This window comes from Sorangium sp. So ce119 (assembly GCF_051524405.1).
Classification (GTDB): Bacteria; Myxococcota_A; Polyangia; order Polyangiales; family Polyangiaceae; genus Sorangium; species Sorangium cellulosum_G.
The window spans coordinates 8,541,907-8,566,215 of the sequence record NZ_CP150310.1 but is presented as its reverse complement, the minus strand read 5'-3'; the positions used below and the strand labels follow the sequence as shown (position 1 = coordinate 8,566,215).

Sequence of the window (24,309 nt, the reverse complement as noted above, 5' to 3'; positions counted from 1 at the left end):
TGGTCGGGCGGTCATGTCTACCAGAAGATCCGACCCGCCGCCGCGGGCTCCACGCTGACGCCGGACCACGCGAGCGTGCTGATGAAGCGCACGCCGCACGTCGCCACGACCGCCACGTGCTGCGTCGACAGGTAGGCGGCCCCGGCCTCGACAGCCGGGAAGAATCCCATGTAGCGCAGGCACAACCCCCACGCGTTGCACACGGGGATGCGCCCGAAGTCGAGCCGCGCCGTCAGCTCGAGGGAGACGGGTACGCGGAACGGCATGACCCGGGCCGACGCCGCCGGGCCCCCCAGGAAGCCGAGCCAGCGTGCGTCGCTGCCCAGACCGAAGAGGCCCGCGTCGGCGCCGAGGCCGAGGTCGACGGCGTCACGGAGGGGCCATCGATGCATGCCGGTGACCGACGGCATGATGCCGCCGGTCGCGCGCGCGGCGCTCGCCCCCAGCACGACATAGGCCGCCTTGACGTCGACGTGCCACTGCGGCGGCGCGCCGTCTTCCGCCCGGGCGCCCGTGGACACGAGCCACAGCGCGATGATCACGGCGCACGGCCCCGCCAGCGCGCTACCTGGCCATCTCCGGCGGAGCATCGTCGGCCTGCGCCTTTCTCCGAGCAGCGCGGAGCGCCGCGAGCCAGTGCGCCTGGTCCGGGTCGCTGTCCCACGGCGGAGCCTCCCGGTAGAGCGTGTCCCAGTATTCCCATACTGCCGCCTCGGCCGTGGCCGAATCGGGCTCGCCTTCGGGCGCCTCCACGACGCGATCCACGAAGGAGCACCATGGCTCCGAGGCGAGGTGGCTCAGGCTCCGCCACGGTCGAGCGGGCTCCCCGCCAAAGCGCCCATCGCTGCTCTGGAGATAGCCTTCGTAGGCGCTCTGTCCGAGGGCCCTCCGCCAGAGGTAGTTGATCGACATCGTGCAGGTGTCGCGGTACATCGCGGCCCAGACGCGGTCCTCCTCCGGGACGTCCTCTCGCCATGCGGTCGCATACAGCGCGCGGAGCTCCTCCTCGCGTGAAGCCAGCTCCTCTCGACTGGTCGGCGGCGGCAGGGCCCTGATCGCGCGGTCGCGCGCGGCGCTCGGCCCGGGGAGCTCGTGCGCGGCGCCCCAGCCGACGGGCGGCTTCAGCATCGGGGGGATGGGCCTCGTCAGCGTCCTCGGTTTTCCGCGGCGCCCGATCCGAAACCCCCTCCGGAAGGCGCGGAGCGCCTGGGCCCGGAGCTCCTCGGCCGTGTCGTCGGACGTCAGCGTCCGCCAGAGATAGGTCCGGTGGAGCCGAGACGTCGGGTCGGCCTCAGCGAGCTCGCCTGTGCCGGGGCGCTCCTTCTTGAAGGCCTCCAACATGAAAAAGAACGCGCTCTGGACGGCCTCGAGCAGCATCGGCCAGGGTGGAGCCGGCTGCCTGTCGAAGCGTCCGTGGGGGCTCGAGGGAGCGCCTGTGTTGCCCTGGCCGACCGGGGGTCGCGAGTCGTCGATCCACCGCGCGAACTTCTTGCGGTGTCGCTCTGCCCATGCGCGGTCCTCCTCGAGCAGGTCGTCGCGCCACGCTTCGGCGCAATGCCTGCCCAGGTTCTCGAGATCCCGCGTCCATGTTTCGGGGTCCTTGGTCGTAAAGAGGCCGTATCCGGCGACCGCTTCGCGCAGCTGGACCCCTCCGGGCGGGAAGCTCGACCACCACTTCACGGCCGATCTCCCGGTTGGCCGCCGGTCGGGTCTGTCGGTTGACCACCGGTCGGGTCGGTAGGCGTGGGCGGGCAGCCCCAGCCCGGCCCGGCGCCGAGAGGGCAGAGGAGCGGGACGAGCTGAGGAAAGGCCCATCCGGGAGGCGGTGCCGGTAGCGCGATCATGGTGTCAATCATGTCGTCCGTGTCGACCTCGTCGGGGTCCGTCAGCTCGGCCGGCACCTTCTCCGGATCGTAGCGGAAATCCCACACGAACCGGCACTCCACGGTCGCTCCGCCAGGGATCGGCAGGCTGTTCATGAGATCCGTTTTCCTGGCTTGACCCTGCACGGATACCCATAGGTCCTTGGCCATCTCATAAGTTATCCATTCAGGGGTCTTGATGAGATGGTAGAGCATTTCGGCCACAGTCAGGGGTGGTTCCTGGTCGGCCCAGTTGGTCCACTGGCCACCGGCTTGGTAGCGGCATTGAAGCTTGCCGACCTGATCCCTCTCGTCCTTGCGGTCGAGCCACCTGATTGCAGCGGCGTTCATGCCCAACCTCTTGAGCTCTGATATCGCTTGCAGGGGCATCGCCGCGATCCGGTCTCTCAGCTCGTCGCGATCGCTGGGATCCACGATAGAGCAGCCGCAGGCGAGCACCGCCAGCAGGGCGCCGCCCAGCCGATGGTTCATCGGTCTTCCCCTCTCCGACAGATGGATCCACCCCCGCGTGGACCGTGGGCTACCCTGCCAGCACCGCTCCGCGCCGGTCAACGGCCGAATCCGATCCTCGATAAGCGTGCCGACGAGGACGTCGAGGCGGCCTCGCTCGCCGAGGTCGAGCAAGGCCTGCAAGAATTCACGCCCTGGACGTTATTCGAAATCGGAACGCCACACGGCTGCACAGATCGTGAATGAAACTCGTTGTCGTCAGCGAAGCGGATGCAGCGCTCGCTGCCGTCGTTCTTTCGTGCTGGCGTCCGGCCACACGCGTCGAAAGCCTGGTTCCTGGCGACATCGACCGAGGCCGTGACTGGGACCTCGCGTGACCAGCAAGCCACTGCCGCCGACGGCGCTTCAGGTTGCCTCCGGCGCAGGGCGCGCGGAGCCCGGATCCATCTGCCGGCGATCATCGGCGCCTCCGGCGCCCGGACTCTCGGTTAAACTACGATCCCATGGGATCCTTTCATCTTTACGGGGTCATCCATCTCGACACGGCGCGCTCCCGCGCGCTCGCGCGCGCCGCCGGGGTGCTCTGCGCCGCGCTCTGCGCGGGGTGCGCGGCGGACCCCGCGGACCACGAGGCTCCGGCCGCGGAGACCTCGGTCGGCGCGGTCGACGGCTCGGACGCCGTGGTCGCCGTCGTGCGGGGCGAGGGCGAGGTCACGCTCTACGTCTGCGGGGGCGCGAGCAGCTACGCGACAATGACCCGCTGGTTCGAGGGCCCCGCGGAGGCGAACGGCGCGTTCTCCCTCTCGAACGGCGGCTGGACCGCGCGCGCCGAGCCCGGCGGCGACGCCGGCGCGCTGCGCTCGCCCGACGGCGCGGAGCTCGCCTTCCGCGTGCGACCCGCGGCGCTGGACCGCGCCGAGGGCCTCTACGCGGCCGTCGACAGCGGCTGCCGCACCGGGGTCGTCGTCCACACGCCGGAAGGCGCCGAGGCGCCCGCGCTCCAGGGCACCTGGTGCGGCGACGGCGACCGCTTCGCGCAGGTGACGCCGATCCGCTGGCTGTCCGAGCCCGATCGGCGCGGGATCGAGGTGCGCGTCGAGCTCGAGGGCGCGCGGAAAAACCTGCTCGTGACCCCGCTCGAGCAGCCCTGATCGCGCCGTCTCGGCGTTCCAGCTCGGCCGTTGAACTCCGCCCCGCCCCGAACGAAGCTCGGCGGATGGCGGACGTAGCCCAGCCGCGGAGGCGGCACCTCGCCCTGCCCGCGTCGCGCTTCATCGGCCGGGAAGGCGAGCTCGCCGCGCTCACCGAGATCCTCGGGCGCGGCGAGCGGCTCGTGACCGTCTGGGGCCCGGGCGGCATGGGCAAGACGCGGCTCGCCCTGGAGCTCGCGAGCCGCTGGGCCGAGGCGCGGCCGGGGGAGGCCGCGTGGATCTGCGAGCTCACCGCCTGCCGGGACCTGCGCGGCGTCTGCGGCGCGGTCGCGCGCGCGATCGGCGCGCAGGTCGCGTCGGCGCGCCGGGAATCGGCGCTCGTCGAGCGGATCGGCCGCGCCCTGGCCGCGGTGGGGCCGGCGCTGCTCGTGCTCGACAACCTCGAGCACGTGCTCGAGCCGGCGGCGCCCGCCCTCGACGCGTGGGTGCGCGCCGCGCCCGAGCTCCGCTTCCTCGCGACGTCGCGCGAGCGCGCCCGCCTGCCCGGCGAGGTGAGCTACGAGCTCGGCCCGCTCGGCCTCCCCGCCGAGGGCTCGGCCGAGCGCAGCGCGGCCGTGGCGCTCTTCCTCGACCGCGCGGCCGCCCACCGCGCTTCCGCGCCGCCGCCGCCGCCGCCGCTGTCCGGTGACGAGCGCCTCGCCGACGTCGCCGCCCTGGTGCGGCGGCTCGAGGGCATCCCGCTCGCGATCGAGCTCGCGGCGGCGCGCGAGGAGGTCCTCGGCGTGCGCGGCCTGCTCGCGCGCCTCGGGAGCCGGCTCGACCTGCTCGCGGGCGCGGCGCGCGGCAGGGAGGCGCGGCAGGCGACGCTGCGCGGCGCGATCGCGTGGTCGTGGGACCTGCTCGACGACCGCGAGCGACGCGCGCTCGCCTGCTGCTCGGTGTTCCGCGGGCCGTTCACGCTCGCGGCGGCGGCGGCCGTGCTCGCGGAGCCGGACGCGGCCGCGATCGACCGCGTCGAGGCGCTGCGCGACAAATCGCTGCTCCGCGCGGCGCCCCCGGGGAGCGACGGGGCGCCGCGGTTCGCGCTCTACGAGGGGGTGCGAGAGCTCGCCGCAGAGAAGCTCGCCGAGCGCGGGGGGCGCGAGGGCGCGGCCGAGCGGCACGCCGCCTTCTACCTGGCCGACGGCGAGGCCGCCGCCGCGGACTTCGAGCGGCGCGGCGCGCTCGACGCGCTGAACCGCGTCGCCGACGACCTGGAGGAGCTGCTCGCCGTCGCCGAGGGCGCGCTCGCGAGCGCGGCCGCCGGCGCGGAGGGCGGCCGCGCGCCCGACGATGACGCCCGCGCCGGCGCGCGCGCCGCGGCCGAGCGCGCGCTGCGGGCGCTGTGCGCGGTCGAGCCCGTCCTCAGCACCCGCGGGCCGTTCGGCGCCCAGCTCGAGCCGCTCGACCGGGCGCTCGCGGCCGCCGAGGCGCTCGCGGCGGACCCGCTCGTCGTGGCCCGCGCGCTCGCGGCGCGGGGGCGCGCGCGGCGGCTCCGCGGGCAGGCGGAGGCGGCGCGCGCGGACCTCGAGCGCGCCCGCGCGCAGGCGGCGGCGCTCGGCGCGGCGGCGCTGGTCTCGGGGATCGTCGCGGACCTCGGCGTGCTCCACCACGGCCGGCGCGAGATGGAGCGCGCGCGCGAGCACTACGAGCAGGCGCTCGCGCTCCACCGGGCCCTCGGCGACCGCCGGGCCGAGGGGCGCGCGCTCGGCAACCTCGGGGCGCTCCACCACGACGAGCGCCGCGAGGACGAGGCGGCCGGCCACTACGAGCGGGCGATCGCGATCGCGGCGGAGATCGGCGACGGCAGGCTCGAGGGCATCTTCTCGACCAACGCCGGGCTGCTCGAGCAGGAGCGCGGCGCGCCGGCGCAGGCGCGGCGGCGCTACGAGCGCGCGGCCGCGATCCTCGGCGAGGTGGGTGACCTCCGGCTGCTCGCGATCACCCTCGGCAACCTCGGGGCGCTCCACCACGAGGAGGGCCGCCTCGACGACGCGCGCGCCTGCCACGGCCGCGCCGTGGCGCTGCTCCGCGAGGTGGGCGACCGCCGCTCCGAGGCGATCGCGCTCTGCCGCCTGGGCGCGGCGCTGGCGTCGCGGGGCGAGGTCGACGAGGCGCGGCGGGCGCTCGAGCCGGCGGAGCGGCTGCTCGCGCAGCTCGGCGACGAGCCCGACGTGGAGCTCGCGCGGGTCGCGTCGGGCTTCGTGGAGCTCGCGCTCGCGCAGGCGGCGCGGCGCGCGGCGCGGGGGGAGGAGGCCGCGGCGCACGCGGGGGCGGCGCGGCGGCGGATCGCGCGGGCGCGGGAGGGCGCGGAGGGGGCGCCGTCGAGCGCGAGCCGGTCCGACGACGTGCGGCTGCTGCTCAGGATCCTGGAGCGCAGCCTGGACGCGCTGGGGCTGCCGGAGGGGCGCGGCGAGGGCGGCGAGGGCGGCGGGGGGCGCGAGCTCCTGCTGACCGAGGGGGCGCGGTTCTGCCGGCCGCCGGGCGGGGGGTGGCACGATCTGCGCGAGCGGCACGCGGCGAGGCGCCTGCTCCTGGCGCTGGCCGAGCAGCAGCGGCGGGCGCCGGGGCGCGGGCTCTCCCTGGCGGCGCTGCAGGAGGCGGGGTGGCCGGGGGAGCGCATCCTCCCGGGCGCGGCGGCGAACCGGATCTACGTCGCGATGAACCAGCTGCGGAAGCTCGGCCTCAAGCCGTGGCTCCGGAGGGACGGGGAGGGGTACTCGCTGGATCCCGCGCTGCCGGTCCACCACGTCGCGATCGAGCCGGCGGCGGGGGGCGACGGCCGCGTTTAAGGGCGGCTTAAGGATCGGTCCGCGCCGGGAGACCTAGCCTCGCCGGTGGAGGTCCTTCGATGCGCATCTTCTCCTCGGTTCTCTTCGTGTCCTCGATCGCGCTCGCCGGCTGCGGCGAACTCCAGCCCCAGGCCCCCGATCCCGCCGCGGGCTCGGTCGGCGGGGGCGGCGACGCGCCCGGGGGCGGGGGCGCGGGGGGCGGCGCGCCCGGCGGGGGCGGCGGAGGCGGCGAGGGCGGCGCGGGAGACGGGGGCGGCGGCGCGCCGGAGACGGGAGGCGCTGGCGCGGGGGGCGACGCGCCGCTTCCGCCGGCGGACGCCTGGCACCGGCAGATCGCCGGCCCCGACATCGAGCAGGCCATGGCCCTGGCGATCGACCCGGGCGCGAACGTCCTCGTCGCCGGCAGCTCGCGCGGGCCTGCCGATTTCGGCGCGGGCCGGACGGCGCTCGCCGGCTTCGAGGATCTCTTCGTGGCGAAGTACACCGACGAGGGCGCCCTGCGCTGGGCGCAGCGCTTCGGCGGAGGCCTGGTGACGAGCACCGGCGCCGCGATCTTCGGCAACGACGGTGTCGTCGTCGTCGGTCATTACGCGAGCGGGCCGCTCGAGGTGGGCGCCCTGTCGCTCGAGGCGCCGGAGGACCACGACCTCTTCGCCGTCGCGCTCGACGGGCGGGGCAACCTGCGCTGGGCGCGCCGCGTTGGCGGCCCCGGCGACGATCTCGCCGGCCGCGTGGCCGCCGGCCCCGGCGACAGCGTGACCGTCGCCGGACAGTCCGGGGGCAGGCTCCTGCTCGTCAGGTTCGCGATCGACGGGACGCCTGTCTTCGAGCGGCGGCTCGGGAGCCTCTCCGGCAGCGTGTCCCTGTTCGCGCCGATCGGCGGGGTGGCGGTGGACCCGAGCGGCGACATCGTCGTGGCTGGCAGCTTCTCCGGCGGCGCCGATCTCGGCGGCGGCCCCATCACCGGGCTGCGCGGCGACCAGGCCTGGGTGGCGAAGTACTCGGGCCGGACGGGCGCCCACCTCTGGTCGAGGCATTTCGGCGCGCCCGAGGACCACGGCCTGGGCCTCGGCGACGAGGCGCAGGCGCTGCTCGTGGACGCGCGCGGCGACGTGCTGGTCGCCGGCCAGCTCGCGGCGGGCGCCGAGCTCGGCAAGGCGCCGATCGACGGCGCGGGCGGCGCGTTCCTCGCGAAGCTCGCCGGAGCGGACGGCGAGGTCCAGTGGGCGAACGTGCTCCCGGCGGCCCGCGTCGGCGGGGCGAGCCTGTCGTTCACGCCCGACGGTCGCGTCGCGCTCATCGCCTCGCTCGGCGCGCCCTTCGACCTGGGCGGCGGCGCGATCGACGAGCGGGGGAGCTACGTCGCCGTCTACGAGCCCGCGACGGGCGCGTTCGGGTCGCAGCGGCACATCGCCGAGGTCGGCGCGATGATCATCGACACGCAGAACGGGCTCTTCGGCCTGGGCGCCGCGGCGCTCGACGCAGAGGGGAGGCTCTCGCTGGTGACGAGCTTCCACGGCGAGGCGCAGAGCGGCTACGGGACGCTGCGGAGCGAGGGCTGGGGCGACGTGCTGGTCGCGCACGTGCCGCTCTGAGGCTCAGGCTGATCGGCGCTCTAGCCCTCCGCCTCGTCGCCGCCCGCCTCGCGCGGCGGCGCGCCGCCCTCGGCCGCCTCGCGCGCGAGCGCGCCGGCGTGGATGGCGCGCACCTCGTCGATCGTGCTGGCGTCGGCGGCGGCCTTGTCGGGGCGGTAGCGCTTCACGCGGGCGAAGCGGAGCGCGAGGCCGCCAGGGTACTGCGGGCTCGCCTGCACGCCGTCGAAGGCGATCTCGACGACGAGCTCCGGCCGCACGTGGACGGTGTACGCGTCGCGCGTGATCTCGAGCTCGAGCAGCCGCTGCGTCTGCCAGGCGAGCATCTCGTCCGTCATGCCCTTGAACGTCTTGCCGAGCATCACGAACGCGCCGGCGGCAGGGTCGCGCGCGCCGAGGTGCAGGTTGCTGAGCAGCCCGCGGCGCCTGCCGCTCCCCCACTCGACCGCCAGCACGACGAGGTCGAGCGTGTGCGTGCGCTTCACCTTGAGCCACGAGCTGCCGCGCCGCCCGGCCTCGTACGGCGCGGCGAGCGACTTGGCCATCACCCCCTCGTGGCCCCGGCCGAGCGCGTCCGCGAAGAACGCCTCGGCCTCGGCCGCCGTCGGGAGCTCGATGCGCGGGACCCGCAGCGACCGGTCGAGCACCTGCCGGAGCGCGGCGGCGCGCTCGCTGCCAGACCGGTCGAGCAGATCCTCGCCGTCGAGGTGCAGCACGTCGAAGAAGAGGGCGCGCAGCGGCAGCTCGGCCCGCAGCGCGGCCACGTCGAGCGTGCGGCCGAAGCGGCGCATCGTGACCTGGAACGGGTGCGGCGCGCCGTCCGGCCGCAGCGCGATCGCCTCGCCGTCCAGGACGAGCGAGCGGGCCGGGAGCGCCCGCACCGCCTCGACGATCTCCGGGACCGCCTTCGTGACGGGGTTGAGGCTGCGGCTGAAGACGCGCACCTCGTCGCCGGCCTTGTGCACCTGCACGCGCGCGCCGTCGAGCTTCCACTCCAGCGCCATCGCGCGGAGCTCGCCGAGCGCGGCCGTGACGTCGTCGGCGGCCTGCGCCAGCATCGGCTGCACCGGGCGGAGGAGCTGCAGCGAGAAGCGCTGGAGGCCGAACGCCCCCTCGAGGAGCGCCGTCTTGGCGACCGCGGCCGCGTCGCCGGCCAGCATGACCGCCCGCCGCAGCGAGGCCGGCGGCAGCCCCGCGGCGCGCGCGACCGCCTCGATCATCACCGCCTCGAGCGCGCCCTGGCGGAGCTCGCCGACGAGGAGCCGCGCGAAGAAGTCGCGCTCGGCCTCGGTCGCCCGGGCGAAGAGCCGGCCGAGCGCCGCGCGGCGCTGCCCCGCAGAGCCAGCGCCCGTGGTGCGCGCGATCTCCGTGAACACCGCGTCGGTCTCCCCGAGCGTGAGCGCGGGCTCGGCCGCGGCTGGGCCCGCGCGGCGCGCCTCGGTGACCATCGACGGCCCGAGGCCGATGCGGCCCTGGCGCAGCCGGCCGGCGAGCCAGTCCACGCCGATCTCCACCTCCTCGGGCGAGAGGCGGCGCAGGAGGTCGGCGAGGGCGGCGATCTTCTCGAGACGGCTGGACGTGGTGGCGACACGCTCGGAGGTGGCGACGAGGTCGGAGACGAGCACGCAGGTATCCTACCCTGGCACCTCTCGAGCGCACGCTCGACGGGTCAGTGATGAGGCCGCCGCAGGGTGTCCTCTACAACCGAGCCGAGGAACTCCGCAGGATCGGACCTGACCCACAGGCGCCAAGTGTTCTCCGCATGGGCTGAGCGAGAGACTACCAAAGGGTGTAAGAATGCGGAGCAGAAAAGAGCGCTTTCGGGCCGGATTGTCGACACGTCCAGTTGCGACCACTTACGGAGAGCGCAGAAGAATTATCAGGTCATCTCTCGCGACTGCCCTTCATCGCGGGCAACACAGCAGCAGATAACCTGGCTCCCGGCCGTCCTGGCCGACGAATCGAGCCTGTTTCGCCGCCTCGACGGCGTCGCGCTCGCAGCGCAGGGGCGATCGGGCGCCCTCCGGCGCCTCGTCGAGGAGGGGAGTCCGGCGTCTCCTCTTGCGTCTTACGTCTTACGTCTTACGTCGTTCACCTGTTTCGGAATCGAGCGCTCCGGCGCCGATCTGCCCCTCCGGCCGGCCGGTCGGCGCGGGGGCGACGAGATGGCGAAAGAGCGCCTCGCACACACCTCGACGCGCGCGCGCGCGGGCCCTGCGATTCAGGGGCGCGAACGGCATGACGCGCCTGCGGTGCACCCCGGGACCGCACGAGCAGCGCGCGGAGCCGATCTTCTCGCCCCTGTGCTGCCGAACACCCCGCGAGAGGCCCTCCGCCGCGCTCGCTTCCCCCGACGGCGCGATCGCTCCGTTTAGTTGACCTCCGCCGCTGGCCTTGATACCGGGTTGGCGGTCAGCGCGCCGTGGGCAGGTGAACACGGCGGGCGGGCGCAGTTTTCCTCAACCACAGGTCAGGAATACCGCCCTTTCGCTGCAAGGCCGCCATGATCGGGCCTTCGGAGCCGCTGGCTTGGTTTTTGCGCAGTGTCTCTCCGGCAGTCTGACTGTACCGGAAGATGCTGGCCTGGTGTTGGTGTCCGCACGGGAAGGCGACGGAGGTTCTTCGATGGTGGAGCGGCAAGTCCGGAGGCGGGTCGGCGTCGTGATGGGCGGCTCGTCGGGTGAGCGCGAGGTGTCCCTTCGCTCGGGCGCGGCCGTCGCCGAGGCGCTCGAGGCGCGCGGGTACGATGTCGTCCGGATCACGCTCGGTGACCGGTTCGGCGCGGAGCTCTGCGCCACGCTGCAGCGCGCGCAGCTCGACGCGGCGTTCCTGGCGCTGCACGGACGGCTCGGTGAGGACGGGTGCGTGCAAGGCGTCCTGGAGCTCGCCCAGGTCCCGTATACGGGGTCGAGCGTGCTCGCGAGCGCCCTCGCGATGGACAAGCTGAAGGCCAAGGAGATGTTCCGGCTGCACAACGTGCCGACGCCTCCGTACTACACTGTGGGTGCTCACCAGGACCTCGACGAGCTCGACGCGATTCACGGCTCGTTCGGGTTCCCGGTCATCGTGAAGCCGCGCGGCGAGGGGTCGAGCCTCGGCGTGGCCAAGGCCGGGTCGCTCGAGGAGCTCCAGGCGGCGCTCGCGCTGGCGTTCGAGTTCGACGACGCGGCCATCGTGGAGCGGTTCGTGTCCGGGACCGAGGTCAACGTGGGGATCCTGGACGGGAAGGTCCTTGGCGCGATCGAGATCGTCCCGAAGAAGGGGCTTTATGACTACGAGGCCAAGTACACGCCGGGCATGACCGAGTACCACATGCCGGCGCGCCTCCCGCCGACCCGCTACCGCGGGGTCCTCAACCTGGCGGAGCGGGCGGCCCAGGCGCTCGGGTGCACGGGCGCCGTGCGCGTGGACCTGCTCGTGACCGGCGGAGAGAACGAGTACGTGCTCGAGGTGAACACCCTGCCGGGCATGACCCAGACGAGCCTCCTGCCGAAGATCGCGGCGGCGGCAGGCTACGAGTTCGGCGACCTCTGCGAGGCCATCCTGGCGAGCGCCCGGCTGCACCAGCCGGTGCGGCGCCGCGCGCCCGCCGCCTCGGAGCTCCGCCTCAACGAGCGGGGACAGGCCGAGAAGCGGCTGCGGCTCGTCAAGTCGGCGATCTGAGCCGGCGACTCCTCGACAATCAGGCGCCCTCGCGGCGTGGCGGGGGCCGCGCCGCAGGGCGGCTCGGACATCGACACAGGCTCAGACGAGCGACGTGCAGATACCGACGCGGGGATGGTAGACGCCGACCCGGCGCTTCCCACTCCGGGTCTCGGGCGTCACGAGCACCACCATGCTCTTCACGAGCGGCGCATCCGCGCGAATCCGCACGTGCTCGCCCGCGACGACGACGTGCCAGATGTTGACCGTCCCGAACCGGGTCACGACGACACCCTCGTAGATCTGCGCGGGCGACGGCGCGCCGCGCAGCGCCAGGCGACAGGCCGTGTAGCTGCCCAGCGCCTGATACAGGAGCACGATCGGCATGACGACATACGAGAAGCCGACCACCATCGACGCGACATCGCTGTCCCGGTAATACCAGCCGACGGCAAGGATCCCCGCCCAGACGAGCAGCGCGTAGCCCACGCCCGCGAGCTGGTGCCGGGCGTGCCGCAGGGCCGCCCAGGGGCGCGGGGGCGGCTCGCGGAGCTCTTCGGGCAACTGGATCGCGCTGTGGGACGCCATCGTGCCGTCCCGGCATAACCTCGACGGCCGCGGAGCTCAATCGCGCAGCGCGGGCTCAACCGCCTTTCGCGGCCCGGCCCCGTGGACGCGCGCGCTCGCTCCGTCCGCCTGGGCCGCGGCGCGCGGGTCTTATCCGCTGGAAATCTGGCGCGGGTCGAGCAGGATCGCCGGACCATGACCCCCCTGCGCAACCGCAAATTCGTCCTCGCCGCGCGGCCGGCCGGCGAGCCCAAGGCGTCCGATTTCAAGCTGATCGAGGAGGAGATGCCCGAGCCCGGCGAGGGGCGCGCGCTGCTGCGCACGCTGTACCTGTCGCTCGACCCCTACATGCGAGGGCGCATGAACGCCGGCAAGTCGTACGCGCCGCCGGTCGAGATCGGCGACGTGATGGTCGGCGGCGCGGTGAGCGAGGTGGTCCGGTCGGGCGTCGCCGGCCTGTCGCCGGGCGACATCGTCGAGGGGCGGACGGGCTGGCAGGCGTACGCGATCACCGACGGGAGCGGCCTGCGCAAGGTGGATCCCGCGCTCGGCCCGGTCTCGACGGCGCTCGGCGTGCTGGGGATGCCGGGGATGACGGCCTACACGGGGCTGCTCAACCTGGGCCAGCCGAAGCCGGGCGAGACCGTGGTTGTCGCGGCGGCCTCCGGGGCGGTGGGCTCGCTCGTGGGGCAGATCGCCAGGATCAAGGGCTGCCGGGCGGTCGGCGTCGCGGGCGGGCCGCGCAAGTGCGACCACGTGGTGAACGAGCTCGGCTTCGACGCCTGCGTCGACCACCGCGGCCCCGACCTGGCCGACCGCCTGAAGGCGGCCTGCCCGGACGGGATCGACGTGTATTTCGAGAACGTCGGCGGCGCCGTGTTCGAGGCGGTGCTGCCGCTGCTGAACCCCTTTGCCCGCGTGCCTGTCTGCGGCCTGATCGCCCACTACAACGACGTCGCGCCGCCCCCCGGGCCGGATCGGCTGCCGGATCTGATGAGGCAGGTGCTCTCGAAGCGGCTGATGCTGCGCGGCTTCATCGTCGGCGATTTCGCCGAGCAACGCGGCGAGTTCCTGGAGGAGACGAGCCGCTGGATCCGCGAGGGGCGCGTCAAGTACCGCGAGGACGTCGTCGAGGGGCTGGAGAACGCGCCCGAGGCGTTCATCGGGCTGCTCAAGGGCGAGAACTTCGGCAAGCTGGTGGTGCGCGTCGCGTCCTGAGCGTCATTCCAGGAGGTTTCATGAGAAGAGATTGAACCACAGAGGCACAGAGGGCACAGAGGAGAGAAAAAGAGAGAAGAAGAGAGTGATTGTGCGTTCTGCATTCTATTCTCTGTTCTTTGTCTCTCCCTCTGTGCCCTCTGTGCCTCTGTGGTTCAATCTCTCCATCCTCAGGGAACCAGGGTGGCTCGAACGACGAGGCGCCACCTCGGGGCATCACGGCGCGAGGATCACCGCGCCGCCCGGCGGGATCGTCATCGAGAGCAGGCCGGCCGCGGAGACCGTCGCAGCCTCGCCGCTGAGCGCGTCGGTGAGCTCCGCGCCGGCCGGCAGGCCGAGCGCCTGCGCGACCTCGACGGAGATGCGCTGCGCCGCGCCCGCGCGCGTCAGCGCGACGACGGCCGATCTCCCGCCGGCGAGGCGGCGGCCGAAGACCAGCGTGTCCTCCGTGGCCGTCAGGTTCACGTAGGCGCCGCGGCGGAGCGCAGGGACGTCACGGCGCGCGGCGCCCAGCGCGCGCACGAAATCGAGGGTCTCGCGCTCGGGCGGCGTGAGCTCCGCCTCCGGCCGCCACAGGCTGCGGTTGTTCGGGTCGACGCCGCCCCACTCGCCGTACTCGTCCCCGTAATAGAGCAACGGCGCCCCGGGCAGCCCGAGCAACCACGCCATCCCGAGGCGCACCCGCGCATAGACGTCGGCAGACGCCGGCTCCGACGCGGTGTCCGTCCACTGGTGGTTCGGGACATCGCGGTTGCGGGGCCCCTCCGCGTCACGGTAGTCCGCGAGCGTCGCGAACCGGGCCGTGTCGTGGCTGCCGAGGTACGGCGTCATGATCGCGCCCTCGGGCCACCGCCGCTGCCCGTCCTCGACCCAGGTCGCGGCGTGCAGCATGCCCCTGCTCTCCTCGCCCCAGGCGAACGTGCGGTACGAGACGCCATGATAAAGGACGAAATCGAACTGGCCGTCCAGCCCGTGCGGGCCGATGTACTTCGCGATCGTCCCGTAGTTCTCGTCGTTGCACGACGCGCCCTGCCCGCAGTCGCTCCAGCCCATCGCCGTCTCGCCCATCAGGAAGTAACGGGTGCCCGCCGGCTCGAACGCCGCCCGGACCTCCGCGGCGAGGTTGCGCGTCGCGATCTCCTCGACGTGCTTCACGGCGTCCACACGGAGCCCGTCGAGATCGAACTCGTCGAGCCAGTAGATCGCGTCGTCCACGAACGCAGCGTTGGCCTCGGGCACCGTGTGGTCCACGTCGGGGAGATACCCGGCAAACATGCAGTCGAGCGCGTGCGACGTCCAGTCGCACCCGTCCGTGCCGCAGACACACCCCGTCCTGAACCAGTCCGGGTGCGACGCGACGTACTCGTGATCTTCGTGGACGTGGTTCACCACGAAGTCCTGGAGCACGCGGATCCCGTGGCGGTGCGCCTCGGCCACCACCGCGCGGAGCGCGTCGGCACCGCCGAGCCGCGGATCCACCTCGCGCGCCTTGATCGGCCAGTAACCGTGATAGCCGGTCACCTGGTGGACTCCATCGCTCGCGAGGTACGCGCCGGCAGGGTTCTCCTGGAACGGCGTGAGCCAGATGGCCCGCACGCCCAGCGCGTCGAGCGTGCCGTCCTCGATCGACTGCCTCAGCCCCTCGAGATCGCCGCCGAGCCAGTCGCCCCGCGGATCGGCGCCCGGCGTGGGCGGCGCGTTCAGGTCGGGATCCCCGTCCCGGTAACGGTCGGTGACGACCATGTAAATGAGCGCATCCTCCCAGGAAAACGGCTCCTCCTCGACCCAGAAGACGAGCCGGAGCGGCTCGCCGACGCGGCCGCTCCGGGTCGCGCCGCGCAGGGTCACCCGGTACTTGCCGTCCGCGAGGCCCCCCAGGTCGATCCGCACGTCGCCGCGCGCGTCGACCGAGATCTCCCGCTCCGTGAGCGGGCGCGCCTCGCCCTCCTGGTCCAGCAGCACCGCCTCGAACGCGGACGCCTCGGGCCCCGCGCCCTCGATGCCGTCTTGGTAGACGAGCCGCGCCTCGTAGGCGCCCTCGCCGTCCGCGGCCCGGGTCACCTGGCTCGAGGCGATCGAGAACGACGGAAGGCGGCAGTCGGGGACCCTGATCGCCGAGTTCTCGACGCCGCCGACATACTTGCGGCGACCCTCCGCGGGGTCGAACACCCACGAGACCTCGCTGCCCGACCGATACGCGATCTTGTAGCCGTGGAGGCCCGGCGGCAGCTCGACGGTGGCCACGAGCTCGCCCGGAGCGTCGCCCTCGATCATCGAAGGGGCAGAGTCGAGATCGAAGCCGTTCCACTCGCCAGGGACACGGACATCCGTCGCCCCGGGGGGCGGGACGAACGTGATCGACGCCGGGCAAAGCACGGCGGCCTGTCCGCCGCCACCGCCGCCGGCCGCACCGGCGCCGCCGGTGCCCTTTCCGTGACCCCCGTCGAGCTCGTGATCGTTTCCACACGCGAGCGGCACCGCGAGGAGCACGGCGGTGGAGACGAATGTCATCAGGAATGCAGATCGGCGGCGCGACATGGCCTCGATGAGTATCCGATCGCGAGGGACATGTCAGCGCAGGCGTCGCGGAGAATCGGCTCATGCAGCGCGGAGAAAGGCGATGCTCCGCCCACGCTGTTGCGTCGCCAACAAGGGCGGCCGTGGCCCCGTCGGGGCTCCGCCGCGCTCCGCCTCTGCCAAGCCCACGCGATAACGCTGAACGCAGTGACGGATCGTGCGACGCCGGCAAGGACGGACACCGCGGAAGCTCGTCGGCGTGGCCATGGACGAGCGGGGCCCGCTGCCCGCGCGCCTCGGCAAGCTCGACATCAAGGCCTGTAACGATAGAGCTCGATCCAATCGTAGGTCGCGCTCGCAGTGCCCGTCTCGGCCGTCACGGCCCCGGCCCACGCCGCGCTCGACGACGCCCAGATCGTCATGAGCACGTTCTGCGGCAGCACCATGAGGTCGATGCGCTCCGTCCACTCGTGTCGGAGCGCGTCGTCGACGGAAAAGCGGGCGCCGGACGGCGTCCATTCGATCTCGTACGTGTGGAAGTCCTCGCTCGGGTCGAAGCCGAGGTCCACCTTCTGCGGATGCTGCGTCGGGGTGACGGATTGCGTCACCGGGGGCCGTACCGGAGCGCCGGTGTACACCATGGCGTTGAACTGCACGTCGTTCGGCTTGGCTCCGAGGCACTCGATGTCGAGCTCGTTCCAGTTGTCCGCTGGCCAGGGGGTGTAGATCGTGACCAGGGACGAGATGACCGCCGAACCTCGGGCCAGCTTGACGCGAGCGCGCACGCGCCCGTACGTGAGTGTGTCGACGGAGCGAACCTCGGCACCCAGGAAGGACTTGGCCGCTCCGGAGCTGTCGACGGTGCCCGCCGGGGCCGGCGTGAGCCGAATCACCAGCTGGCCACGTTCGATGGTGGCGGCGGATTGCGAGAACAGCGCCAGATTCTCGGTCCAGGAATGTGTCATCAGCTGCCAGCGAGCTGCATCCAGTCGATCGAAATCGTCGCGGAAGAGCAGGGTGAAGGCCTCTTCGGGCGCGGGAGGGCCGCCCGCCGAGCCGCCGTTCCCCGTGCTCGCCGCTGTTGTGCCACCCGCCGTTCCGCCGGCGCCGCTCGGGCCGCCCGCGCCGCCGCCCGCGCCGCCCGCGCCGGCTCCGGCGCTGGAGGCGCCAGCCGCAGCCCCAGCCCCCGCCTCGGAGCCGTCCGTTCCGGCGCTGGAACTGCCACCAGCCCCCGCGCCGATGCCGTCCCCGCCAGCGCCCGGCGCCGAGCCCGGGGGCAGGCGGGTGTCGTCACAGGCCAGCGCGGTGAGAGCGGAGAACAGAAACGAAGCGAGCGTGTAGCGCGTCGAAGACATCATGGGCCCCACCTGGCGCACCGGGGGCGAGAGCGCTTCGCATTTTTTGCTTTCGGTCCGCGTCCCCGCTGCCGCACACTGACCTGGCCTTGAGCGCTCGGCCCGCGCTGTTCCAGCCCTTTCCGATGCTCGCCGGCCGGCGCGCCCAGGTCTTCCGTCACCAGCCGCAGTACCGTCGGCCCCGGCACTTCCACGAGGAGCCGGAGATCAACCTCGTCGCTCGCGGCGCGGGCATCATGGCCGTGGGGGAGCGCGTGGTGCCGGTCGTGGCGGGCACGCTTCTCTACTTCGCGCCGGGGCAAGACCACGCGCTCCTCGAGGAGAGCATGGATTTCGTCCTGTACGTCGCGGCGCTCCGCCCCGAGCTGGCGGCTCGCATCGGGGGGGCCGCGTCGAAGGTCGCGCTCGACGCCGTGCAGCTCACGCCGGCCGTGCGCGCCGAGGAGCTCGCGCTCCTCGGCGCGCTCGATCGAGCGCGCGACACCTCGGTGGTGGAGCACCGCCTCGCGGAGCTCTTCGAGCGGTCGCTGTCGAACGTGCCGCTCCCCCACGTGGTAAGCCGCCGTATCTTCGAGCTCTTGCGGCGCGATCCGAGTCTCCCCGGGGCGGCCCTCGCGGCGCGCCTGCACACCGGCGAGAGCGGGATCAGCCGGCGTTTTCGCAAGGACGTGGGCGTGAACGTCGTCGAGTACCGCGCGCGGCTCAAGCTGATGCAGTTCGTCGCCGAGGTGGATCGCGGCGCGAGCTTCGCGCGCGCGGCGTACGCCGTCGGGTTCGGGAGTTATGCGCAATGCCACCGCGTCTTCACGCGCGCCCTCGGCTGCGCGCCCCAGGCCTATTTCGGCGGTCAGCGCGCGGCGCTGACCGAGATGACCCTGCCGATGCTCGGATGAGGCGTCTCAGGCTGGGAGCTCCGGCGTCGGATACGGCGGGTCAGGGCAGCCCGAGCCGACAGGTCAGCTCCTGCAATCTGCTCTTCTAACCGCTGCTGAGCGGCTCCTTGCCGCGCGCGTCGGCGGCGAGGTACTGGCGCAGGTGACGGCGGAGCGAGACGCGCGTGATCCCGAGCGCGCTCGCGGTGCGGGTCACGTTGCCGCCCTGGGCGGCGTAGACCGCGAGGATGTGGCGGCGCACGGCCTCCCCGAGAGAGGCGCTGCCGCGCGCCGGAGGGGACGGCCGCACCGAGCCCGGCCGCGGCGGCGCGCTCGCCTGCGAGAGCGCGCCGATCTCGGGCGGCAGGTGCTCCAGGTCGAGCGGCGCGCCATGCGCGAGGAAGAACGCGCGCTCGACGACGCTCCGGAGCTCGCGCACGTTCCCCGGCCAGGGATACGCCTCGAGCTGCGCGAGCGCGCTCGGCGAGACGCCGCCGCCCGCGAGCCCCGTCGCGACGCGCTGGCGCTCAAGGAAGTGCTCGACCAGCCGGCGGACGTCGCCGTCGCGCTCGCGCAGCGGCGGGAGCGCGAGCCCGAGCGCGCCGACGCGCTGGTGAAGATCGGGGTGGAACGACCGCTCGATGGCCGGCGCGCGGAGGTCGCGGCTCGTCGCGGCGATGACGCGCACGTCCGGGACCTGCGAGCCCTCGCCGCCGATCCGGCAGAGCGGCTCGCCGTCGAGCACGCCCACGAGCCGCTGCTGGAGATCGAGCGGGAGCGCGCCGATCTCGTCGAGGAACAGCGTGCCGCCCTCGGCGAGCTCGATGAGCCCGGGGCGCGCCGCGGGGCGGCCGTCTGCCCGCGTCTCCACGCCGAACAGCTCGTCCTCGAGGCGCTCGGCCGGGAGGCGCGCCGCGCTCACGGCCACGAACGGGCCGCCCGCGCGCGGGCTGCGCGGGTTGAATGCGTGCAGGTACCGCGCGCAGAGCTCCTTGCCCGTGCCAGGCTCGCCCGTGATGAGCAGGGGCGCGCGCTCGTGCGCGGCGAGCCGCCGCAGCTCGTCCATCGCGCGCATCCATCGCTCGGAGGCGCCGACGAGGCGCACATGGCTGTCATCCTCGACCCAGAGGACGCGCGTCATCATCCCGCCGCCAGGGGAGCGGAGGTGTTCCGTGCGCCAGGAAGGGGCTGCGCTGTCTTCCACATCGCATCTCCTGATTCGTGGGCAGACGGCGAGCGCCGCGTCTGCCAATTTCACTCGTGGGCAGAAGGCGAGCGCCGCGTCTGCCAATTTTACTCGTGGGCAGAAGGCGAGCGCCGCGTCTGCCAATTTCATTCGTGGGCAGACGGCGAGCGCCGTGTCTGCCATTTTCTACAACCCGTGCTGTACCCGGCGCAGGCCGTCACCAGGGATGGACCCCGACGAACGACGGCGGCGGACGGCCCGCGACCGGCAGAATGACCAACGACGATGACGGTGGACAGATGCCGGAAGTTGTCCTCCGGCCAGCCACATCCACTCTACCGCGAACGGCGCTCTCGTGGAAGGGAGATCCCCACGGGACGGGGCCGTGGCGGCGAGGAACTACGTGCTCAAAATTTGTGCGTGAGCGCGGACCTGGGTTAGTCGACCCGTGCACCCGAAAGGAGACACGACGAGATGAGCTCGAAGCGCAAGACCCCGGCCCGCACGAAGACCACCAAGGTCCCGACCCCGGTCGCCTCGGAGAAGCCGAGCGCCGTGCAGCCGAAGGGCGCGTCCTCTGCCCCCGCCGCTGTCGAGATGCCGTCTGCGTCCGCGGAGCGCGCGGCCGAGCGCGCGCGCGTCGAGGCGCCGAAGGCCGCGCCGCCGCCCCCGCGGCCCTCGCGCGAGGAGCGGCACCGCCTCATCGCCAAGGTGGCCTATGGATATGCCGAGAGGGCCGGCTTCCGGAACAACCCCGTTGACGACTGGCTGAACGCCGAGCGCGAGGTCGACGCGCGGCTCGAGCGCCTCGCGAGCTGAGGCCTGCCGCGGCGGCGCTGGCGCGAGATCCAGCGAAGGTGTCAAAGGTGTCCGCGGAAGGAAGGGGAGGGCCGCGCGACGCCGCCCAGCCCCTGCATCTGCCCACGACTCCCACACGACGAGCCGCTCCCGCGCGGCGAGCCCCGAAGACGCCCGGCCGCCTCGCCCCGCGGCCCGAGCGCGCCGCCGGGCGTCTTCGAGGCTCGTAGCCGCGCCGCGGGATGGGTATCCTCGCGGTGGGACGTGGGCGATGAGCCCACGGCTCGTCGTCGTCGTAGCCGCCGCGCGCGCGCCTGGCCCGCGAAGGTCCGTACCCGGAAGCTCTCCATGCATTCAGGCCACGTCATCGCCAACCGCTTCCTGCTGGAGCGCCTCGCGGGCTCCGGCGGGATGGGCGCGGTGTGGCGGGCGGTCGACCGGCAGAGCGGCCAGGCGGTCGCGCTCAAGGTGATCTTCAACCAGGGCCGGGAGCACGTCGTGCGCTTCCAGCGGGAGGCGCGCCTGCTCGCGGAGCTCGAGCACCCCGTGGTCGCCCGCTACATCGACCACGGCGTCACCGCCGATGGGCTCTACTACCTCGCCATGGAGTGGCTCGAGGGCGAGGACCTCGGCGCCAGGCTGTCGCGGGGGCCGCTCGGGATCGAGCACAGCCTGATGCTCGTCGGCCGCGTCGCCGAGGCGCTCGCCGCCGTGCACGCGCGCGGCATCGTCCACCGCGACCTCAAGCCGACCAACGTGTTCCTGCCGGGCGGCGACATCGGCAGCGCCAAGCTCATCGATTTCGGCATCGCGCGCCAGGCCGACGCGACGTACGAGCTCACCCTGACGGGCTCGGCCATCGGCACGCCCGCCTACATGGCGCCGGAGCGCGTCCGCGGCGACCTCGACGTCGACGCGCGCGCCGACCTCTACTCGATCGGGTGCCTCCTGTTCGAGTGCATCACCGGGCGCTCGCCGTTCGTCGCCCAGCACCCGCTGTCCGTGCTCGCCAAGGTGCTCTTCGAGGCCGCGCCGCGCCCGAGCACCTTCTGCCCGAACATCCCGCCGTCGCTCGATCTGCTCGTGACCCGGCTGCTCGCGAAGAACCCCGCGGAGCGCCCGGCGGACGCGGGCGAGATCGCCGCCGAGCTCCGGATGCTGAGCGTCGTCGAGGGCAACATGTCGAGCGGCAACGGCCTGCCGACGCCCGCGCTGACGAAGAGCGAGCGGCGGCTCGTCAGCGTCGTGCTCGCGGCCGAGATGAGCGCGGGCAAGCGCGGCCCGCCGTCGGCCCGGCCGCAGGCGATGGCGACCCCGGCGCGGGCGAACGACACGATGCTGTCCGGCCACGACCCCACCGTGGTGTCCGGCAGCAAGGACGCGCTGCCCGAAGGCCTCCTCGCGCCCGCGCCGTCGGTGCGGGCGCGGCCCGCCCCGCCGCCGACCACGCCGTTCCACGAGGTCCGGCAGGCCGCGCAGTCGCACGGCGCCGTGCTCGAGGTGCTCGCCGACGGCTCGGTCGCCGCGGTCGTCGCCGGCGCGGGCTCGCCGACCGACCTCGCCGGGAACGCCGCGCGCTGCGCGCTCTCGATCCACGCGCTCCTGCCGGGCGCGTGGGTGGCGCTGGCCACGGGCTGGGACGTCATCGCCGGGACGCAGGCGGTCGGGCAGGTCATCGACCGCGCCGGGGCGCTGCTCGACGCGCGCGTCCGCCACGCCTCGGAGGACCCGTCCTCGGGCCGGCCGGTGCTCATCGACCAGATGACCGCCGCGCTCCTCGGCGATCGGTTCGAGACCGCCGCGGGCAGCCAGGGGCCCACGCTGCTCGGCGCGCGCGAGCCGCAGGAGGGCGGGCGCAAGGTGCTCGGCAAGCCGACGACCTTCGTGGGCCGCGAGCGCGAGCTCCGGGCGCTCGAGGACCTGCTCGACGAGTGCGCCTCCGAGGGGGTCGCGCGCGTGGTGCTGGTCACGGCGGGGGCCGGCGTCGGCAAGTCGCGCCTCGGCTACGAGCTCGTCCGGCGGGTCGAGGCGCGGAGCGAGCCGGTCGAGGTGTGGCGCGCGCACGGCGATCCGATGCGCGCCGGGGCGCCGCTCGGGCTGCTCGCGCAGATCGTGCGGCGCGCGGCGGGGATCGCGGACGGCGAGCCGCTCGAGGCGCGGCAGGAGAAGCTCGCGGCGCGGGTCGCGCGTCACGTCGGCGAGGCCGCGCGGGAGCGGGTCGCGGAGCTCCTCGGCGAGGTGGTCGGGGCGCCGTTCCCGGAGAGCCCGGCCCTGCGCGCGGCCCGGCAGGACCGCGCGACGATGGACGAGCAGACGCGGCGGGCGTGGCTCGACTTCGTCCGGGCCGAGTGCGACGCGCACCCGGTGCTGATCGTGCTGGAGGACCTGCACTTCGGCGACCGGAGCACGGTGGAGTACATCGACGCGGCGCTCCGGATGCTGCGCCAGAGGCCGCTGCTGGTGCTGGCGCTGGCGCGCCCCGGGGTGCGCGAGGCGTTCCCGGATCTCTGGGAGGAGCGCGAGGCGACGGAGATGCGGCTCGGCGAGCTGTCGCGCCGGGCGTGCGAGCGGATCGCGCGCGAGGTGCTCGGCGAGGCGGTGCCGGCGGCCGAGCTCGCGGCGATCGTGGACCGGTCCGCGGGCAACGCGTTCTTCCTCGAGGAGCTCGTGCGCGCGACGGTGGAGAGGCGGCCGCGGGGGGTGCCGGAGACGGTGCTCGCGATGATGCAGTCGCGGCTCGCGGCGCTCGAGCCCGAGGCGCGGCGGGTGCTCCGCGCGGCCGCGGTGCTCGGCGAGGTGTTCTGGCGAGGGGGGGTGGAGGCGCTGCTCGGCGGGGGCGGGCAGGTGCCGCAGCTCGAGTCGTGGCTGCTCACGCTGGAGAAGCGCGAGCTCATCGTGCCGCGGCCCGAGGCGACGCTGCGCGGGGAGGCCGAGTACGCGTTCCGCCACGGGCTCGTGCGCGACGCGGCCTACGAGATGCTGACCGACGCGGATCGCGCGCTCGGGCACTGGCTCGCGGCCGACTGGCTGGAGCGCGTGGGCGGGGACGAGCCGGCGGCGCTCGCGCTCGTGGATCAGCACCTCGGCCGCGCGGCGGAGGAGGCGATCGCGCTCGGGAACACCGACGGCGCGGCGGGGCACCTCGCGCGCGCGGCGGCGATCCGCGCGCGGGCCGGCCAGTTCGACGGGGCGATCGGCGCGATGACGCGGGCGTTCGAGCTCGCGGACGTGTCGCGGCGCGATCCGGAGGAGCTCGGCCGGTGGGTGGAGACCCTCTCGAAGGCGGTGAGCCACGCCCGGCGCGCGCCGTCGCTGGCGGCGGCCTCGGACCGGATCCTGTCGCGCGTCGACGCGGTCTCGCCGCTGGAGCTGCGGGTGAAGTCGCGCATCGAGCTCGCCCGCGCGCTCGGCGCGACCAACCTGTTCCGGCTGTCGCACGACCTGCTCGACGGCGTCTTCGAGATGGCGCTCGGGCACCGCGAGCTCCTGCGCGAGGCGCTGATGGTGGACCTGGAGGTCGCGTGCCTGCAGGGGCAGTTCGCGCGCGCGCGGCGCGCGGCGCTGGACCTCGACGCGCTCGGGCCGATCGACGACCCGCGGGCGCTGCTGTCGGTCGCCCTGGCGCGGGCGACCTCGGGGGATCGACGCGGCGCGATGGAGGCGCTGGTGCGCTCGGAGTTCATGTCGGATCCGGGCGACCGGGCCGCGGAGGCGGTGCGGGCGAAGCTGCTCGTGATGATCGAGCTCTACACCGGGGATTTCCGGGCCGCGGTGCTGGCGTGCGAGCGCGCGCTCGAGCTGGATCGGGCGCTCGGGCTGCGCTTCGACGGGGTGGTGAACCTGCACAACCTCGCGTACGCGTGCGTCCGGCTGGGCGACCACGAGCGGGCGCGGGCGCTGTTCGCGGAGTCGCTGGAGCGGGCGGACGAGGCGGGGTACGAGCGGGTGGCGGCCTCGAACCGGATGTACATCGCGTACCTCGACGGCGTGCAGGGGGCGGGGGACGCGCGCGAGCGGCTGAAGGAGCTCATCGCGCGGGCGGAGGAGCAGGGCTACTGGCACGACGTGCTGCAGGGCCGCTGGGCGGCGGCGATGCTGCTGAAGAACGCGCGCAACGACGCGCTCGCGCGGCGCGAGTTCGAGGACCTGCTCGAGCTGTCGGTGCGGCTCGGGGATCCGCTGCTGGAGAAGGACGCGCGCGCGTGGCTCGACCACGCCGAGCGGTGAGGCGCGGCGGCCGGGTCGCG

The 24,309-nt window shown here is 73.7% G+C and carries 16 protein-coding genes; 8 read left to right on the top strand and 8 right to left on the bottom strand.

The annotated features are described in order from the left end of the window. Nucleotides 1-17: 17 nt before the first annotated feature. Genes WME76_RS32330 through WME76_RS32320 form a run of 3 tightly spaced genes read right to left on the bottom strand, consistent with a single transcriptional unit; the run spans nt 18 to nt 2,354 of the window. Nucleotides 18-590, bottom strand: a complete 573-nt coding sequence (locus WME76_RS32330; protein WP_437956092.1) for a hypothetical protein — start codon at nt 588-590, stop codon at nt 18-20. Continuing rightward, nucleotides 565-1,680, bottom strand: coding sequence for a hypothetical protein (locus tag WME76_RS32325; protein WP_437956091.1), 1,116 nt, complete (start codon nt 1,678-1,680; stop codon nt 565-567). Before WME76_RS32325 ends, WME76_RS32330 begins: the two co-directional genes overlap by 26 nt. Further along, nucleotides 1,677-2,354 (bottom strand): hypothetical protein, encoded by a 678-nt coding sequence (locus WME76_RS32320; protein WP_437956090.1) that lies wholly within the window; start codon nt 2,352-2,354, stop codon nt 1,677-1,679. Before WME76_RS32320 ends, WME76_RS32325 begins: the two co-directional genes overlap by 4 nt. A 482-nt stretch (nt 2,355-2,836) precedes the next feature. Between WME76_RS32320 and WME76_RS32315 the strand changes: the two genes are divergently transcribed. From WME76_RS32315 to WME76_RS32305, 3 genes are all read left to right on the top strand, one after another. Continuing rightward, nucleotides 2,837-3,484 carry a hypothetical protein gene (locus WME76_RS32315; protein ID WP_437956089.1) on the top strand — a complete coding sequence of 216 codons (648 nt, stop codon included), beginning with the start codon at nt 2,837-2,839 and terminating at the stop codon, nt 3,482-3,484. Nucleotides 3,485-3,549: 65 nt separating this feature from the next. Beyond that, complete coding sequence (locus tag WME76_RS32310; RefSeq protein WP_437956088.1) at nt 3,550-6,315, top strand: ATP-binding protein; 2,766 nt, start codon at nt 3,550-3,552, stop codon at nt 6,313-6,315. A 59-nt stretch (nt 6,316-6,374) separates the two neighbouring features. Continuing rightward, nucleotides 6,375-7,910: a hypothetical protein gene (locus tag WME76_RS32305; RefSeq protein ID WP_437956087.1), complete on the top strand. Its 1,536-nt coding sequence runs from the start codon at nt 6,375-6,377 to the stop codon at nt 7,908-7,910. Between the two features lie 20 nt (nt 7,911-7,930). Here WME76_RS32305 and WME76_RS32300 read toward each other — a convergent pair whose 3' ends face one another. Continuing rightward, nucleotides 7,931-9,532 carry an ATP-dependent DNA ligase gene (locus WME76_RS32300; protein WP_437956086.1) on the bottom strand — a complete coding sequence of 534 codons (1,602 nt, stop codon included), beginning with the start codon at nt 9,530-9,532 and terminating at the stop codon, nt 7,931-7,933. A 1,000-nt stretch (nt 9,533-10,532) separates the two neighbouring features. On the opposite strand from WME76_RS32300, the gene WME76_RS32295 reads away from it, so the two are divergent. Further along, nucleotides 10,533-11,570, top strand: a complete 1,038-nt coding sequence (locus WME76_RS32295; RefSeq protein ID WP_437956085.1) for a D-alanine--D-alanine ligase — start codon at nt 10,533-10,535, stop codon at nt 11,568-11,570. Between the two features lie 81 nt (nt 11,571-11,651). Here WME76_RS32295 and WME76_RS32290 read toward each other — a convergent pair whose 3' ends face one another. Beyond that, on the bottom strand, nt 11,652-12,137 hold the full coding sequence (locus WME76_RS32290) for a hypothetical protein (RefSeq protein WP_437286076.1): 486 nt from the start codon (nt 12,135-12,137) through the stop codon (nt 11,652-11,654). 174 nt (nt 12,138-12,311) lie between these two features. On the opposite strand from WME76_RS32290, the gene WME76_RS32285 reads away from it, so the two are divergent. Continuing rightward, nucleotides 12,312-13,334: an NADP-dependent oxidoreductase gene (locus WME76_RS32285; protein ID WP_437956084.1), complete on the top strand. Its 1,023-nt coding sequence runs from the start codon at nt 12,312-12,314 to the stop codon at nt 13,332-13,334. 216 nt (nt 13,335-13,550) lie between these two features. On the opposite strand, the gene WME76_RS32280 is transcribed toward WME76_RS32285, so the two are convergent. Both WME76_RS32280 and WME76_RS32275 read right to left on the bottom strand, forming a co-directional pair. Next, nucleotides 13,551-15,845: an alpha-amylase family glycosyl hydrolase gene (locus WME76_RS32280; RefSeq protein WP_437956083.1), complete on the bottom strand. Its 2,295-nt coding sequence runs from the start codon at nt 15,843-15,845 to the stop codon at nt 13,551-13,553. Nucleotides 15,846-16,162: 317 nt separating this feature from the next. Further along, nucleotides 16,163-17,209 carry a glycoside hydrolase family 16 protein gene (locus WME76_RS32275; RefSeq protein ID WP_437956082.1) on the bottom strand — a complete coding sequence of 349 codons (1,047 nt, stop codon included), beginning with the start codon at nt 17,207-17,209 and terminating at the stop codon, nt 16,163-16,165. Nucleotides 17,210-17,295: 86 nt separating this feature from the next. Here WME76_RS32275 and WME76_RS32270 point away from each other — a divergent pair, with 86 nt between their 5' ends. Then, nucleotides 17,296-18,099, top strand: coding sequence for an AraC family transcriptional regulator (locus WME76_RS32270; protein ID WP_437956081.1), 804 nt, complete (start codon nt 17,296-17,298; stop codon nt 18,097-18,099). A gap of 85 nt (nt 18,100-18,184) precedes the next feature. Here the strand turns inward: WME76_RS32270 and WME76_RS32265 are convergent, their stop codons facing one another. Continuing rightward, on the bottom strand, nt 18,185-19,282 hold the full coding sequence (locus tag WME76_RS32265; protein WP_437956080.1) for a sigma 54-interacting transcriptional regulator: 1,098 nt from the start codon (nt 19,280-19,282) through the stop codon (nt 18,185-18,187). Nucleotides 19,283-19,738: 456 nt separating this feature from the next. Here WME76_RS32265 and WME76_RS32260 point away from each other — a divergent pair, with 456 nt between their 5' ends. Both WME76_RS32260 and WME76_RS32255 read left to right on the top strand, forming a co-directional pair. Beyond that, entirely contained in the window at nt 19,739-20,083 is a 345-nt protein-coding gene (locus WME76_RS32260; protein ID WP_433929098.1) for a DUF2934 domain-containing protein, read from the top strand. A gap of 327 nt (nt 20,084-20,410) precedes the next feature. Beyond that, on the top strand, nt 20,411-24,289 hold the full coding sequence (locus WME76_RS32255) for a protein kinase domain-containing protein (protein WP_437956079.1): 3,879 nt from the start codon (nt 20,411-20,413) through the stop codon (nt 24,287-24,289). Nucleotides 24,290-24,309: the final 20 nt, after the last annotated feature.

Coding starts and splice junctions, on each gene's coding strand:
- WME76_RS32320 (WP_437956090.1), bottom strand. CDS start 2,354: ATGAACCATCGGCTGGGCGGCGCCCTGCTGGCGGTGCTCGCCTGCGGC.
- WME76_RS32255 (WP_437956079.1), top strand. CDS start 20,411: ATGCATTCAGGCCACGTCATCGCCAACCGCTTCCTGCTGGAGCGCCTC.
- WME76_RS32285 (WP_437956084.1), top strand. CDS start 12,312: ATGACCCCCCTGCGCAACCGCAAATTCGTCCTCGCCGCGCGGCCGGCC.
- WME76_RS32290 (WP_437286076.1), bottom strand. CDS start 12,137: ATGGCGTCCCACAGCGCGATCCAGTTGCCCGAAGAGCTCCGCGAGCCG.
- WME76_RS32275 (WP_437956082.1), bottom strand. CDS start 17,209: ATGATGTCTTCGACGCGCTACACGCTCGCTTCGTTTCTGTTCTCCGCT.
- WME76_RS32310 (WP_437956088.1), top strand. CDS start 3,550: ATGGCGGACGTAGCCCAGCCGCGGAGGCGGCACCTCGCCCTGCCCGCG.
- WME76_RS32315 (WP_437956089.1), top strand. CDS start 2,837: ATGGGATCCTTTCATCTTTACGGGGTCATCCATCTCGACACGGCGCGC.
- WME76_RS32280 (WP_437956083.1), bottom strand. CDS start 15,845: ATGACATTCGTCTCCACCGCCGTGCTCCTCGCGGTGCCGCTCGCGTGT.
- WME76_RS32260 (WP_433929098.1), top strand. CDS start 19,739: ATGAGCTCGAAGCGCAAGACCCCGGCCCGCACGAAGACCACCAAGGTC.
- WME76_RS32305 (WP_437956087.1), top strand. CDS start 6,375: ATGCGCATCTTCTCCTCGGTTCTCTTCGTGTCCTCGATCGCGCTCGCC.
- WME76_RS32295 (WP_437956085.1), top strand. CDS start 10,533: ATGGTGGAGCGGCAAGTCCGGAGGCGGGTCGGCGTCGTGATGGGCGGC.
- WME76_RS32330 (WP_437956092.1), bottom strand. CDS start 590: ATGCTCCGCCGGAGATGGCCAGGTAGCGCGCTGGCGGGGCCGTGCGCC.